This window comes from Roseovarius sp. E0-M6 (assembly GCF_037083845.1).
In the GTDB taxonomy this organism is placed as follows: domain Bacteria; phylum Pseudomonadota; class Alphaproteobacteria; order Rhodobacterales; family Rhodobacteraceae; genus Roseovarius.
In genome coordinates, this window is sequence record NZ_JBAPLA010000001.1 from 1058889 (window position 1) to 1073711 (window position 14823).

13 protein-coding genes and 1 tRNA gene are annotated in these 14823 nt (G+C 62.5%); 7 read left to right on the forward strand and 7 right to left on the reverse strand.

The window, feature by feature from the left end:
• Positions 1 to 66: 66 nt before the first annotated feature.
• Together V8359_RS05050 and guaB are read right to left on the reverse strand one after the other, a co-directional pair.
• Positions 67 to 1224 carry an RsmB/NOP family class I SAM-dependent RNA methyltransferase gene (locus V8359_RS05050; RefSeq protein ID WP_336427625.1) on the reverse strand — a complete coding sequence of 386 codons (1158 nt, stop codon included), beginning with the start codon at positions 1222 to 1224 and terminating at the stop codon, positions 67 to 69.
• Positions 1224 to 2672: an IMP dehydrogenase gene (gene guaB / locus V8359_RS05055; protein ID WP_336427626.1), complete on the reverse strand. Its 1449-nt coding sequence runs from the start codon at positions 2670 to 2672 to the stop codon at positions 1224 to 1226. Before guaB ends, V8359_RS05050 begins: the two co-directional genes overlap by 1 nt.
• A 199-nt stretch (positions 2673 to 2871) precedes the next feature.
• On the opposite strand from guaB, the gene V8359_RS05060 reads away from it, so the two are divergent.
• Positions 2872 to 3078, forward strand: a complete 207-nt coding sequence (locus V8359_RS05060; RefSeq protein WP_336427627.1) for a hypothetical protein — start codon at positions 2872 to 2874, stop codon at positions 3076 to 3078.
• Positions 3079 to 3236: 158 nt separating this feature from the next.
• The gene (locus V8359_RS05065; protein ID WP_336427628.1) at positions 3237 to 3896 is read left to right on the forward strand and encodes an FkbM family methyltransferase; all 660 of its coding nucleotides are present in this window, start codon (positions 3237 to 3239) and stop codon (positions 3894 to 3896) included.
• A 259-nt stretch (positions 3897 to 4155) separates the two neighbouring features.
• Here V8359_RS05065 and V8359_RS05070 read toward each other — a convergent pair whose 3' ends face one another.
• From V8359_RS05070 to pdxH, 5 genes are all read right to left on the reverse strand, one after another.
• The gene (locus tag V8359_RS05070) at positions 4156 to 7827 is read right to left on the reverse strand and encodes a vitamin B12-dependent ribonucleotide reductase (protein WP_336427629.1); all 3672 of its coding nucleotides are present in this window, start codon (positions 7825 to 7827) and stop codon (positions 4156 to 4158) included.
• 697 nt (positions 7828 to 8524) lie between these two features.
• A tRNA-Pro gene (locus V8359_RS05075) sits at positions 8525 to 8601 on the reverse strand.
• A gap of 44 nt (positions 8602 to 8645) precedes the next feature.
• The gene (locus tag V8359_RS05080) at positions 8646 to 9125 is read right to left on the reverse strand and encodes a DUF192 domain-containing protein (protein WP_336427630.1); all 480 of its coding nucleotides are present in this window, start codon (positions 9123 to 9125) and stop codon (positions 8646 to 8648) included.
• Complete coding sequence (locus tag V8359_RS05085; protein WP_336427631.1) at positions 9095 to 9619, reverse strand: cold-shock protein; 525 nt, start codon at positions 9617 to 9619, stop codon at positions 9095 to 9097. The genes V8359_RS05080 and V8359_RS05085 overlap by 31 nt, the downstream gene beginning before the upstream one ends.
• A gap of 135 nt (positions 9620 to 9754) precedes the next feature.
• On the reverse strand, positions 9755 to 10360 hold the full coding sequence (gene pdxH / locus V8359_RS05090) for a pyridoxamine 5'-phosphate oxidase (protein ID WP_336427632.1): 606 nt from the start codon (positions 10358 to 10360) through the stop codon (positions 9755 to 9757).
• A 242-nt stretch (positions 10361 to 10602) separates the two neighbouring features.
• Here pdxH and fabI point away from each other — a divergent pair, with 242 nt between their 5' ends.
• The 5 genes from fabI to V8359_RS05115 all read left to right on the forward strand — a co-directional run bounded on the left by fabI (position 10603) and on the right by V8359_RS05115 (position 14808).
• Positions 10603 to 11415 carry an enoyl-ACP reductase FabI gene (gene fabI, locus V8359_RS05095; RefSeq protein WP_336427633.1) on the forward strand — a complete coding sequence of 271 codons (813 nt, stop codon included), beginning with the start codon at positions 10603 to 10605 and terminating at the stop codon, positions 11413 to 11415.
• Between the two features lie 8 nt (positions 11416 to 11423).
• Positions 11424 to 12029, forward strand: a complete 606-nt coding sequence (locus V8359_RS05100) for a LysE family translocator (RefSeq protein ID WP_336427634.1) — start codon at positions 11424 to 11426, stop codon at positions 12027 to 12029.
• Positions 12030 to 12046: 17 nt separating this feature from the next.
• Positions 12047 to 12547: a xanthine phosphoribosyltransferase gene (gene gpt / locus V8359_RS05105; RefSeq protein WP_336427635.1), complete on the forward strand. Its 501-nt coding sequence runs from the start codon at positions 12047 to 12049 to the stop codon at positions 12545 to 12547.
• A gap of 3 nt (positions 12548 to 12550) precedes the next feature.
• Positions 12551 to 13525 carry a hypothetical protein gene (locus V8359_RS05110; RefSeq protein ID WP_336427636.1) on the forward strand — a complete coding sequence of 325 codons (975 nt, stop codon included), beginning with the start codon at positions 12551 to 12553 and terminating at the stop codon, positions 13523 to 13525.
• An 80-nt stretch (positions 13526 to 13605) separates the two neighbouring features.
• Positions 13606 to 14808 (forward strand): aminotransferase, encoded by a 1203-nt coding sequence (locus tag V8359_RS05115; protein WP_336427638.1) that lies wholly within the window; start codon positions 13606 to 13608, stop codon positions 14806 to 14808.
• Positions 14809 to 14823: the final 15 nt, after the last annotated feature.

Genomic DNA, 14823 nt, shown 5'->3' on the forward strand with positions numbered 1-14823 from the left:
TTCGGCAAGAAACCTTAAAGTGCGCTTAACTCAGGCGGAAAAACCCGCCCAAGATGTGCCGGAACTCTAGCGATCGCGCCTTAATTGCGCCAGAAAAAACCCGTCCCCCGCGTCCGAGACCGGCCAGCGTGTGCTCTCGGTCATTCGCCAGTCCGGGTGTCGCGTCATGAATTCAGCGACGCGCGCCTCGTTTTCCTCACGCAGGACAGAACAGGTCATATAGGCGAGCAGCCCACCCGGCGCGACACACCCCGCCGCCTGATCGAGGATACCGTCCTGCGTGCGCAAAAGTGCGCCAAGATCCGCCTCGGTCAACCGCCATTTGGCATCAGGCGTGCGGCGCCACGTGCCGCTCCCCGAACAGGGCACATCGCACACCACCAGATCGAAAGGCCCGGCGGCCACGGCCTCGTCCAGACCGGCGAGCGTTATCTGCGCCCCGGCCCGCGCCGCCCGCGCAGGAAGGTCGGCCATGCGCCGTGGCATCGCGTCATGCGCCACGATCTGCGCCGCGCTGCGCGCCGCAAGCGCCAGCGACTTGCCGCCACCCCCGGCACAGAAATCCAGCACCCGCGCCACGCCCGACAGGTCGAGCCGGGACATGGCGGCTTGGCTCGAGCCGTCCTGCAACTCAACGCGCCCGTCCGCGTAGGGGTGCGAAAGTTTCACACGCCGCGCCCCGGCTGTGACCCGAAGTGCGGTTTCGGCGATATCGCAGGGATGTGCCTCGATGCCGTCCCGCGCCAGCGCACCAATCGCCGCGTCCCGTCCGCCCTTGCGCGCGTTGACGCGCAGCATGACCGGCGCACGCTCTCGCAGGGCGCGTGCGGTCCGGGCAAAGTCTTCAGCCAACGCGTCCTGAAACCTCGGCACGATCCATGCCGGAAGGTCGTATGGTTCGGTCTCATTCCCGGCCGCGCGCTCTGCCGGGTTCAGCGGTGCGGGGGCATGCCCCTGGCCTGTGAAAATCTCATCGGGATCAACGCCTTGCTGTCGCAGCAGGCCCAGCATGAGCGCGCGGCCACTGCACCCGCCGCCACGCGCGCCACACGACGCCCGGCGGCGGAGCACGTCATAGACGTGATCGCGCACCGCCGCGCGATCCTTTGATCCCGCAAAGCGTGACCGGCGCGCCCATTGGGTCAGCGCCTTCTCGGCAGGCTCACCGGCAAGAATCGCGTCAAGGATCTCCGCCCCTGCCTGAACCCGCGCCGCCGGTGTCATCAGCCGATCCGGTAGTTCGGGCTCTCGCGGGTGATCTGCACGTCGTGCACGTGGCTTTCGCGCAGTCCCGCCCCAGTGATCTTCACAAAGGTGCAGTCGCGGCGCATTTCCTCGACCGTGGCACAGCCGGTATAGCCCATCGCGGCCCGAAGCCCGCCGACAAGCTGATGCACCACCGCGCCTGCGGCCCCCTTGTAGGGCACCTGACCTTCTATTCCCTCGGGCACCAGCTTGTCGCTGGCCGCATCCTTCTGAAAATACCGGTCTGCCGAGCCGCGCGCCATGGCCGCAAGCGACCCCATGCCGCGATAGGCCTTGAACGACCGGCCCTGATACAAGATCACCTCGCCGGGGCTCTCATCGGTGCCCGCGATCAGGCTTCCGACCATGGCACAGGAGGCACCGGCCGCGATCGCCTTGGCGAAATCGCCCGAAAACTTGATCCCACCATCCGCGATCACCGGGATATCGCCTGCGGCGGCGGCACAATCCATGACCGCGGTCATCTGTGGCATGCCGACACCGGCCACCATCCGGGTCGTGCAGATCGATCCCGGCCCGATCCCCACCTTGACCGCATCGGCGCCCGCGTCGATCAATGCGCGTGTCGCCTCGGCGGTGGCCACGTTGCCGGCCACGACCTGAACGTCACTCGACAGCGCCTTCACGCGCCGGACCGCTTCGGCCACGCCCTCGGAATGGCCATGCGCGGTGTCGACCACCACCATGTCAACGCCCGAATCCACCAACGCCTCGCTGCGCTCAAAGCCCGCGTCACCCACGGTCGTGGCGGCGGCCACCCGCAGGCGCCCAAGGTCGTCCTTGCAGGCGGTCGGGTTGAGCACGGCCTGCTCGGTGTCCTTGAGCGTCAGAAGACCGGTCAACTTGCCCCCGCCATCCGTCACCAAAAGCTTCTCGATGCGCCGCGCCTTCATCAGGCTGATCGCCTCCTGCCGGTCGGCGGGCTCGCGCAGGATGGCAAGGTCATCCGTCGTCATCATCACCTTGACAGGCGTGTCGTCATGCTCGGCAAAGCGCATGTCACGGTTGGTGACGATACCCACGACGCGCCGGCTTTCATCGACCACCGGGAAGCCCGAAAAGCCATACCGTTCAGTCAGTTCGCGCGCATCCTTGAGCGTCTGATCCGGCGTAAGGGTGATGGGGTTGTAAACGATGCCGCTCTCGAACCGCTTCACGCGGCGCACTTCCTGTGCCTGCTGCGCGATGTCGAGGTTGCGGTGAACGACGCCCATGCCACCGGCCTGCGCCATGCAGATCGCCATGCGCGATTCGGTCACCGTGTCCATGGCCGAACTCAGAAGCGGAATGTTGAGGGCGATGGACCGGGTCACATGCGTGCGCGTGTCCGCCGTGCTGGGCAGGACGCTGGACGCCGCGGGAACAAGCAGAACATCATCGAAGGTCAGGGCCTCACGAATCTCCATTGGGGGTCTCCATGGATGGGGTCGTTTGGCGCTTCCCTATTGCATGGGCTGGCGCGAATGAAAAGGGAATAAGCTGCGGGGCGCATCCAATTGCCGCACATCGCCCCGCACGAACCCGGCCCGCGGTGGAAAAGCGTTGCCACACCACCGCGCCGCGCCCTATCTTGCTCAGGCTGTTTCCGACACAAGGACGTTCGCCATGCGCAATCTCGCCCTCTTTGCGGCCCTTGTCTTTGCCGCGGCACCGCTTTTTGCGCAATCGGCCCACCGGACACCCGAGGCGTCTTATGGCGCCGCCTCCCCCGCCCCCGAAACTGACGAAGACTGTCTGCGCAAGGTTGGGGCGGTCTCGATCCGTGGGCACCCACCGCTAATTAACAACCTGAGCTTGCGTCGAGGGGCGTGAGCGCCTAAAGCGTTTCGGGAAAACCCCGGGGCACAGATTTCCGCGAAACGCACCGCGCCACCCGACCGGCGCACGTGTTTTAACCTTGTTTGGTGCCTCAAGTTCATGTCGAAACACTTTGGCGACTAAGGCACCGCACAACACAGGAGGGGCAGACCATGGCGTCTATCAAGAAATGGCTCGACCGCCGTCGCCACCCGTGGAAAGGCGTCTTTTACGACGCTTACAAACAGTGGAAGGCCGAGAACGGGCCCACCCGCCTCTATGATTACAACGGGCTGCCCCAACATGCGACAGCCTTTGATTTTGGCGGGTTCGAAGGCGCTTGGACCGACATGATCCTCGCCGCACAGCCCACCGCCCAAGTGCATGTGTTCGAGCCGCACCCGGACTTTGCCGCCCAACTGCGCGACAAATTCACAGGCAACAACGACGTGCATATCCACGCCTTTGCCCTTGGCCGCACGAACGGCACGCTCTCTCTCTCCGACACTGGCGACGCGTCGTCCGCGGTGGCCAGCCATGACAAAAGCTTTGATGCGGACGTCATTGCCGTCAAAGATTTTTTCTCAGATCACGACATACCCAAGATCGACCTCGTCAAGATCAATATCGAAGGCGGTGAATACGATCTGTTGCCGGCCCTCATCGACACCGGGGTGATCGAGCGCATCACGCGGCTTCAGGTGCAGTTCCACCTCTTCGACCCCGCGTTTGTCGAAGCCCGCGATGGTATCCGCGAACGACTGTCAGACACCCATGACTGTGTCTGGTGCTATCCCTTCGTCTGGGAGGAATGGCGCCGGCGCGCGGAATAAAGCGGTCTGCCGCTCGCTGATGTCTCAGGCCAAAGGCGAAACGCTTGAAAATCTGCGCAAAGCCAAGGCACCTGTTTGGCCCAAAAGAAAAACGGGGGGCACATAGGCCCCCCGATCAAGTTTCGCCACTCAGGCTCACTCTTTGATACCGCCCGGTTTTTGCCTGCGGCCTGAGTGTCGTCCAAGGCGAGCGCACCCGCCTTGGTGAGCGCGGGCGTCGGAGCGGCTGCACGTGCCCCTCGCCCGGCTCGGTCCCGGTTCAGCTACACCCACTCGTTCCGCCGCAGGTGTTGCACTTCATGCAGGTGCCGTTGCGCACCAGCGTGTAGTTGCCGCAATCGCCACAGGCCTCACCCTCATAGCCCTGCATGCGGGCCTTGGTGCGCGCGTCCATCGCGACCGCCGTGGTCGAGGTGGTCATCGACATGGCCTGAGTGGTCGTGCCGCCCGTTTCGGGTACCAGCGTCTGAAGCGTGTTGACCGGATCGGCCGCCCCGTTCAGTGCGGTGGCCCCCATCGACTGCCCGCCGTTGAACACCACGAGTTCCTGCGGAAGACGCTTGCGCAGATAGCCTGTCGAGCTGATCTGCTTGAGCACTTCGAGCGACCGGTTCGCGGCGTCCTCGCTCATCTCGCTGATGTTGCGCACGCCTTCTTCCTCACCGCGGCCCAGATCGTCAAAGGCGGCGCCTTCGGGTTTCACATGAGCAAGGTCGGTCCGGTCGAGATAGGACACGGCCAGTTCGCGGAAGATGTAGTCAAGGATCGACGTCGCGTTCTTGATGCTGTCATTGCCCTGAACCATGCCCGCCGGTTCGAACTTGGTGAAGGTGAAGGCGTCGACGAACTCCTCAAGCGGCACGCCGTATTGCAGGCCCACCGACACGGCGATGGCGAAATTGTTCATCATCGCTCGGAAGCCGGCCCCTTCCTTGTGCATGTCGATGAAGATCTCACCAAGCTGGCCGTCCTCGTATTCACCGGTGCGCAGATACACCTTGTGACCCCCGACGACGGCCTTCTGGGTATAGCCCTTGCGGCGTTCGGGCATCTTCTCGCGGTGCGATTTGACGATCTCCTTGACGATCACCTTCTCGACGATCTTCTCGGCAAGAACGGTGGCCTTTTCCTGGGCCGACCCGCTTTCAAGCACCTCTGCGGCGTCCTCGTCATCCTCGACCAGGGCCGACGCGAGGGGTTGCGACAGTTTTGAGCCATCGCGATAAAGCGCATTGGCCTTCACCCCAAGGCTCCACGACAGTTCATAGGCCTTCTGGCAATCCTCGATCGTGGCATCGTTGGGCATGTTGATCGTCTTGCTGATCGCCCCCGAGATGAAGCTTTGCGCCGCCGCCATCATGGTGATGTGGCTTTCCACGCCCAGATACCGCTTGCCGGTCTTGCCGCAGGGATTGGCACAATCAAAGATGTGATAGTGCTCTTGCCGCAGGTGCGGCGCCCCTTCCAGAGTCATGGTCCCGCATACATGGTCATTTGCGGCGTCGATATCGGCCCGCGAATATCCCAGATGCGCCAGCATGTCGAAGGTCGGATCGTTCAGCTTCTCGGCCGGAACACCCAGCACATTTCGGCAGAACTCCTCGCCCAGCGTCCACTGGTTGAACACAAAGCGGATGTCGAAGGCACTGCCAAGCGCCTTGTCCACCTTCTCAAGCTCATTCGGTCCAAACCCGTGCCCGACAAGCGAGGTATGGTTGACACCCGGCGCATTGCCGATGGTGCCGTGCCCGACGGCATAGCTCACGATCTCCTCGATCTGCGCGCTGCCATAGCCCAGCTTCTCCAATGCGGCAGGCACCGACTGGTTGATGATCTTGAAATAGCCACCACCAGCGAGCTTTTTGAACTTTACCAATGCGAAATCCGGCTCGATCCCGGTCGTGTCGCAATCCATCACAAGGCCGATCGTGCCGGTGGGCGCGATCACCGTGGCTTGCGCATTGCGATAGCCGTGCTTCTCACCCAGCTTGAGCGCCTCGTCCCAGCTTGCCATCGCAAGATCGACAAGCTTGGCCTCGGGGCAGTTCGCAAGGTCAAGCGGCACCGGCTTCACCGCCAGTTCCTCATATCCTTCGGTCGCGCCATAAGCGGCGTTGCGATGGTTGCGAATGACCCGCAGCATGTGATCGCGGTTGCGCTTGTATCCTGCAAACGGGCCAAGCTCACCGGCCATCTCGGCGCTCGTGGCATAGGCCACACCGGTCATGATCGCGGTCAGCGCGCCGCAAAGCGCGCGGCCCTCGGGCGAATCATAGCCATAGCCCATGTTCATCAACAGACCGCCGATATTGGCATAGCCAAGGCCGAGCGTGCGGAAATCATAGCTTAGCTGCGCGATCTCCTTGCTGGGGAACTGCGCCATCATCACGCTGATCTCAAGCGTCACGGTCCAGAGCCGCGAGGCATGCACATAGCCCTCGGCATCGAACTTGGTGCCATCATAGAAGGTCAGCAGGTTCATCGAGGCAAGGTTACAGGCCGTGTCGTCAAGGAACATGTATTCCGAGCACGGGTTGGAGCCGCGAATCTCGCCATCCTCGGGGCAGGTATGCCATGCGTTGACCGTGTCGTGATACTGAATGCCGGGATCGGCGCAGGCCCATGCCGCATGACCCACATCCTCCCACAGGTCGCGCGCCTTGATCGTCTTGGCAACGCTGCCATCGGTCCGGTTCAGAAGTGCCCAGTCCTCGTCATTCTCGACAGCCTTGAGAAAGGCGTCGGTGACACGGATCGAGTTGTTGGAGTTCTGGCCCGAGACGCTTGCATAAGCCTCGGAGTCCCAGTCGGTGTCGTAAGTCGGGAATTCGATGCTGTCATAGCCCTGCTTGGCGTAATCCAGCACCCGCTTCACGTAGGTTTCCGGGATCTGCACCTGCTTGGCCCCACGAATGGCCGCCTTGAGCTGCTCGTTCTTCTTGGGATCGACCGCATCCTCATTGCTGCCATCCCAGGCGCGGATCGCGGCAAAAATCTCGTTGAGCTTGAGCTCGTGCATTTTCGACCCGGCGACGATGCTGGCGACCTTCTGCTCTTCCTTGACCTTCCAGTTGATGAATTCCTGGATATCGGGGTGATCGGCGTCGCAGATCACCATCTTGGCGGCGCGGCGCGTGGTGCCGCCCGACTTGATGGCACCCGCCGCGCGGTCGCCGATTTTCAGGAACCCCATCAGGCCCGAGGATTTGCCACCGCCCGAGAGCGGCTCATTGGCGGCGCGCAGGCTGCTGAAATTGGTGCCGGTGCCCGAGCCATATTTGAAAAGCCGCGCCTCGCGCACCCAGAGATCCATGATGCCGCCATCGCCCACAAGGTCGTCGGCAACCGACTGGATGAAACAGGCATGGGGCTGCGGATGCTCATACGCGCTGGTGGATTTGGTCAGCGTCCCGCTCTCATGATCGACATAGTAATGCCCTTGGCCGGGGCCATCGATGCCATAAGCCCAGTGCAGGCCGGTGTTGAACCATTGCGGGCTGTTGGGTGCGGCCATCTGATCGGCCAGCATGAAGCGCATCTCATCGAAATAGGCACGCGCATCCGACTCGGTGCTGAAATAGCCGCCCTTCCAGCCCCAGTAGGTCCATGCGCCCGCCAGACGGTCAAAGACCTGTTTCGCACTTGTCTCGCCCGTGCGGTCGCACGTCCCGTCGGGGACCGACCGCCACAGGAACTCCGGAACGCCCTCTTCCTTCACTTTCTTAAGCCGCACAGGCACGCCTGCCTTGCGGAAATACTTCTGCGCGATCACGTCGCTCGCGACCTGGCTCCAGCTTGCCGGCACTTCGACCGAGTCGAGCTTGAAAACCGTTGTTCCGTCGGGATTGCGGATTTCCGAGCTGGTCGTGACAAAATCCAGCTCTGCGTATGCGTCCTGCCCTGCCTTGGTGAATCGTCTTTCGATTTTCATTATACTGCCTCTGTCTTCAGCTTGTTCCAACCCCGGCCCCGACCAACTCGGCAAGACCACTGCCCGGCGAAAGGCAACACGCATCCTGCGCCCCGGACACAGCCGTTCCGACGCGGTTTTCCCGTCCGGGTTAAAGGCCCGGTATCTGGTTGGGTATCGTGTCCCTCTCCGGCTCGCGACACTATATATTGTGGCTTGGCTGCCGGTTCGCACAAACTGGCGTATTTCAGGGGCTCTGGTCAACGAGATTTTTACACCGATCCGGCGAAATTTGCCTTGACCTGTGACGCATATGAAAGATGGCTCCACCCGGCTTACGATTCCTACCCAGTGGCCTGTGCATGATCTTCCCCTGCATGCCTCGCGCCCGCGTTTCCAAAAGCCGAAAGGTTTTGCGGGCTTAGCGCGACCGCCTCACACATCACGGCAATTTCATACCGCGTTATCCCCAGCTTTCGAAATCCCGGCTTCGAATAACTCGGACCCGCAAAAAAAATGTTGAGCCGATCCACGATACACGCCGGGATTGCAAAAGCACCCGCCAAACCGATGCGAAGGTGCCACACCACATATTGTAGCCATCACCACTGAACCAACCAAAGGGTGTCAAAGAACCCCCGACAAAGGCCCGTTGTCACACAGTGCCGCGCGCGGCTGCGCGTTTCTGAAAGACCGTGAAAGATGTCTAAGAAGGAAATGGTCGGGGCGGCGAGATTCGAACTCACGACCCCCTGTACCCAAAACAGGTGCGCTACCAGACTGCGCCACGCCCCGGACCGTGCGCGTGGTCTATCCGCGATTCTCGCGTTTGAAAAGGCCTAACACTTCCAAGCGGCGCGCGATTGATCCAACGCCGGATGCCGCAGCACGCTGCCCTCGGTCACACCCAGCCGTGACGCCAGCCCACCATTGATCTCCAGAACATATTGAATCCGCTTTCCGCCAAAGATCTGAGCCGTGCTCAGCGGCTCGGCATTGGCGTGGATATTCACCACAGTGCCCGTCCGGTCGAGAAAGATGATGTCGAGCGGGATAAGCGTGTTTTTCATCCAGAACGAGATGCGACCGGGCCGGTCATACACAAAAAGCATGCCGGCACTTTGCGGCAGGCTCTCGCGAAACATGAGGCCGCGGTTCCGCTCGGCCCGGTCGTCCGCGACCTCGACCACGAACCGCGCCTGTCCCCAGTCTCCGCCCAGATGCACCTGATCGGCCCGGCACGCGGCCTGCGCCGCAGCACTCCCCATCGCAAACACCGCCGCGAGGACTATTCCGACGAATTTACCGCACTTTCCCATCCGCGCACCTCCGTAGCCATGCGCCCCCGTTTACCATCAATCACGCGAATCGCCAGTGCCTCCCCCGGCTGAAGATCGGCAAGCCCGGACCGGCGCAGCACCTCAATGTGCAAAAACACATCTTCGTCACAGCCAAACGTGTTGGCAAAGCCAAATCCCTTGCCCTTGTCGAACCACTTGATCCGCGCCGGCTCAAGCGGGGCATGCCGGATGGCCTCGGGGTCCGCCTCGTCAAGATCGACCAGTCCGCTGCCCTCGGGCGGGTCCGGCGGCGTGATCGCATGCACCACCACCGCTTGTTCCCCACGTTCGGTTTCCTGAACGTCGATTTCGATCCCCGCATCATCGGCAACCGAGCTTTGGCCAAAATTGCGCAACACATTTGCATGCAGAAGAATGTCTTTGGTGGACTCTTCGGCCACGACAAAACCAAACCCCTTCACGGGGTCGAACCATTTCACGTGCCCATGCACCCTGCGAGTATTGTCGGCCATGTCCGGTCCCGTTTGTGCTGCGCCCGCGCTGGTTTGGCTGCACCCTGCGCGTCAAGAGATTGCGCGAAATAACGCTCTAGTGCAAGCTCGCCGCGTCATATGACATAGACTTTTGCGGCTTGCGTGACGCGAGAATCATGGGTTGAGGCGCGCAATCTGCCACATGGCTTCGGCATTCTCGCGGGTCCAGCAGAATCGGTCGTGCAACCGGAATGCGCCATCGGCCCAGAACTCGATCTCCACAGGGGTGATCCTGTAGCCGCCCCAATATGGCGGGCGCGGGGGATTCGTGCCCTTTGACGCGGTCACTTTCGCGACATCCGCCATCAGGGATTGTCGTGACTTGAGCGGTTCGGACTGCTTCGACGCCCAAGCCCCCAGCCTGCTCTGAAGCGACCTCGAGGCGTAATATTCATCCGCCTCCGGTCCCTCTTCGCGGGTGACGACGCCCCGCATCCTGATCTGGCGGCGCAAGGATTTCCAGTGCATGACCATCGCGGCCTTGCCCTGACCGTCAAGCTCGCGGCCCTTCGCACTGCCGTAATTGGTGTAGAACACGATACTGTTCGGCGCGATCGACTTCAAAAGCACCATGCGCACGTTGGGCAACCCCCCCTCATCAACCGAGGCCAGCGCCATGGCGTTGGGGTCGTTGGGTTCGGTCATCTTGGCCTCATCCAGCCAGCGTTGCGCGATCACGAACGGATCGTCCCCTGAAAAAATTCCCGTGCGGTCGACCATCCGGCATCCTCCCTTTTCGCGCCATCCTAATACGTTCCGCTCCAAACCTGCATCACGGTTTTCGCCCGAACACCCCTTGCGCCTCTATGTCGCAACCATGCACGCACACCGTGCAACCATGCGCGCACGCACACCGTGCAACAACGTCACCCTCACCGATAATCCCTCCGCTCAGACTTGATGCCCCAATGCCATTGGCCTACACGGGAGGGCACGATCACGAACTTGGCCAAGGATGGGACATGTCAAATCAACTCATGGCAGGGAAACGCGGGCTTATCATGGGCCTCGCCAATGACAAGTCCATCGCATGGGGCATCGCGCGTGCCTGCGCCGGTGCCGGCGCCGAACTTGCCTTCACCTATATGGGCGCCGCGTTCAAAAAACGGGTCGAGCCCTTGGCGGCGTCGCTGGGCGCCAAGCATCTTTACGATTGCAACGTGTCCGATCCGGACTCAATAGACGCGGCCTTTGCCGAAATCGAAAGAACATGGGGCAAGATCGACTTTCTTGTTCACGCCATCGGCTTTTCCGACAAGAGCGAGTTACGCGGGCGTTATATCGACACCAGCCGCGAGAACTTCCTCAACACGATGGATGTCTCCTGCTACAGCTTCACAGCCGTGGCCAAGCGCGCTGAGAAACTGATGACAGATGGTGGGTCGATGCTCACGCTCACGTATTACGGCGCCGAACAGGTCATGCCGCATTACAATGTCATGGGCATCGCCAAGGCCGCGCTTGAGGCGTCGGTCATGTATCTGGCCGAAGACCTTGGCAAGGACGGCATCCGCGTCAACGCGATCTCGGCCGGCCCGATCAAGACACTGGCGGCCTCCGGCATCGGCGATTTTCGCTATATCCTCAAATGGAACGAACTCAATTCGCCCTTGCGCCGCAACGTGACCACCGACGACGTGGGCAAGGCCGCGCTCTTCCTTCTCAGCGATCTGGGTAGCGGCACCACCGGCGAAAACCTGCATGTGGACGGGGGCTATCATGTCGTCGGCATGAAAGCGGTGGACGCCCCGGACATCGACGCGACCGAAGGCTGACGCGCGCCATGGACGCGGGCCACCTGATCGCCTTCAACCTGACGCTCATCGCCGCCCTGATCAGTCCCGGCCCGGCCATGCTCGTGGCGCTGCGCACCAGCCTGACCGAAGGCCGGCGCGCGGGGGCGCTGGTGGGGATGGGGCTTGGCATGGCGGCCGCGCTCTGGACATTGCTGGCGCTCTTGGGGCTCAGCGTGGCCTTCACCCTCTTTCCATGGGCTTATCTCGCGCTCAAGGTGCTCGGCGCAGGATATCTCCTCTATCTCGCTGTGACGATCTGGCGCGAGGCCCGCACGCCGCTTTCTGCGGCACCCCCGCGTCGGACCGGGGGGCATGTGCTGCGCGGGCTGCTCGTCAATCTCGGCAACCCTAAGTCCATGCTCTTTGCCGCCTCGGTCCTTGTCGTGATCTTCCCGCGCGACCTTGGCATGGGCGGGGCGCTCCTCATCACGCTCAATCACCTCGCGGTCGAGTGGCTGGCCTATGGCGCCTTCGCTGCCATGCTCTCAACCCGACCCGCACGCGATGGCTATCTCTCGCTCAAGCCGCTCCTTGACCGAATCGCGGCCACTGTTCTTGCCGCTCTCGGCCTGCGCCTTCTTCTGCAACGCTAACCAAAGATACGACCGCCATGACCGATCCGCTTCCGCACGAAAAAGGCTTCCACGTCAGTTGGGATCAGCTTCACCGCGATGCCCGCGCCCTCGCATGGCGCCTTCAGGGCGTGGCACCCGAAGACGGCTGGCGCGCCGTGGTCGCGATCACCCGCGGCGGCATGGCCCCCGCCATGATCATCGCCCGCGAACTCGATATCCGCACCGTCGACACGATCTCGGTCAAAAGCTATGATCACCAAACCCAAGGTCAGGCCGTGGTGACCAAACATCCCGACGCCGAGCTTGTCGGCGATGGTCACGGCGTGCTCGTGATCGACGATCTGGTGGATACCGGGCGCACGCTCGAAGTGGTGCGCGCGCTTCTGCCCCATGCCCATATTGCAACCGTCTATGCCAAACCGAAAAGTCGACAACTCGTCCAGACCTACGTGACCGAAGTGAGCCAGGACACCTGGATTTTCTTTCCGTGGGACTTGGCGCTCCAATATGTGGAACCCTATCGCGGAAGGACCTGACCCATGCAACGACGCCACCTCCTCGCCACCGCCGCAGCGGCCTGCGCAGTCGCCCGGCCCCTCGCAGCACAACAGGACCCGGGCGATTGCAAAGCCAGACACAGTATCGGTGATTGGACGTATGACGCGCGGCTCACCGGCGACTGGCGCGAGGATCCGGACGCCCACTCCGAGAGCGAGCTCCGCCGCGCTGCACACCTCACTGCGACGCTCAGACGATCAACCGTCGTTCCCGGCCGCTACAACGGCAAAAGGATCTCCGATACCAGAGAGATGAAGCTGGTCCTCGTGTTTCCCCCCGGGCGTGAGAACACACCCGACGTTAAATTCTCGCCCGGCGGCTTCCGCCTTGAGACCGGAGAAAAGGTTTCAGCGGTCGAACTTCTCGCGAATGGCATCGAGATGCAGATCAGCGTCGACGACACCCCCATGGGCACAACGAGTTCAATCGATTACCACCTCGTGACCCTCGAAGACCTGTCCGAGCCGGTCTATCGCGCGCTCTTCGATGCACAGGAGATCAGGCTTGATATGACCGCAGGCGGGGACCGCGTCATGTCTGCCTATATCGATCTTACCGGAATTTACTTCGCCATCGAGAACGGGACCGGCGTTGTCATCGACAAACTGATCCGGACTGTCCGCAAGGACGGCTTTTGTTCCGAGGAACCAGACTGCGTCATGACCACCGCCGCCGTCGGGCTTCTGGGCCGCGCCGACGATTGCTTTGAGTTGACCCAAATGCGCCGCCTGCGGGCACAGTTTGGCGATGCAGAACCCCAGGTTCTCTCGGATTACGTGACAAGCAGCCGCCGCATCCTCGGCCAACCGCCGACCCCGGCCCGGCGCGCGGCCATTCTTGCGTTCTGGGCGCTCGTGGTGATACCGGCGGCGGCGCTTGCGCGCGTTGGGGCGATGCGGGCCGCGCGGGGCGTGTATTTGCGGGGCTTTTCAGTGCTGCGCCGTCTCTTGGCATAGGCCTGCACCAGATCGCCACAAACCGCGACAGGCCGGGCTGAGCTTCCGCCCTTACCGCGACCATCGACAGGGCAACAGACATGGCCTTCACTCCGCGCACAGCAACCACCTTTTCACCCCCGGTGATGGAGGCCCGCCGCTGGCTTGACGGGGTCGATTTCACCGACCGCCCCCTGATCAACGTCAGTCAGGCCGCTCCGGTCGATCCCCCGCCCGAGGCGCTGCGTCAAGTCATCGCCGATGCCGCCCTCAATCAGGCCGAGGCACATCTATATGGCCCCGTGCTTGGCCTGCCTGATCTGCGCGCCGAACTCGCCGCGCAATGGGCGGCGGCCTATGACGGTGAGATCGGGCCGGAAAACGTTGGCATCACCTCGGGCTGCAATCAGGCGTTTTGCGCCGCGCTCTCGACCCTGTGCGCCGAAGGGGATGAAGTTCTCCTGCCAACACCTTGGTATTTCAACCATAAAATGTGGCTGGACATGACCGGCGTAACGGCTGTTCCGCTCGCCACCGGCGACGATCTCCTGCCCGATCCCGACGCGGCGGCGGCCCTCATCACCGACCGGACCCGCGCCATTGTGCTGGTCAGCCCCAATAATCCCGGCGGGGTCGAATATCCGGCCACCCTGCTGCGGGCGATGCACGATCTGGCACGCGACCACGGTCTGGTTCTCATCGTCGATGAAACCTACCGCGATTTCGACGCTCGCGACGGGCGCCCCCATGAGCTCTTCACAGATGCGAACTGGGGGGATCATTTCATCCACCTCTATTCGTTTTCCAAGGCCTATCGCCTCACCGGGCACCGTGTGGGCGCGCTCGTCACCTCGCCCGCGCGCCTCGCTCAGGCCGAGAAGTTTCTGGATACCGTCGCCATCTGCCCCAACCAACTGGGTCAGATCGCGGCGCTCTGGGGGATGCGCAATCTCGCGCAATGGGTCGGTGGCGAACGCGCCGAAATCCTCGACCGCCGCGCCGCCATCGAAGAGCATTTCCCGAAGCTCTCCGACAAGGGCTGGCGGCTTCTGGGCTGTGGCGCCTACTTCGCTTATGTCGAACATCCCTTCGCGTTGCCCTCGGACGACCTTGCCCCGGCACTGGTGCGCGAAGCCGGCGTGCTGCTTCTGCCCGGCACCATGTTCATGCCGGGCGACGACCCGTCCGGCGCGCGTCAGCTCCGCATCGCCTTCGCCAATGTCGACCGCGCCGATATCGCGCGGCTCTTTGATCGGCTGGCGGGTGTGTCACTGCCCCTTGCCCCGCCCCCGGACAGGGCTTAGACAGTCCCGCAACCG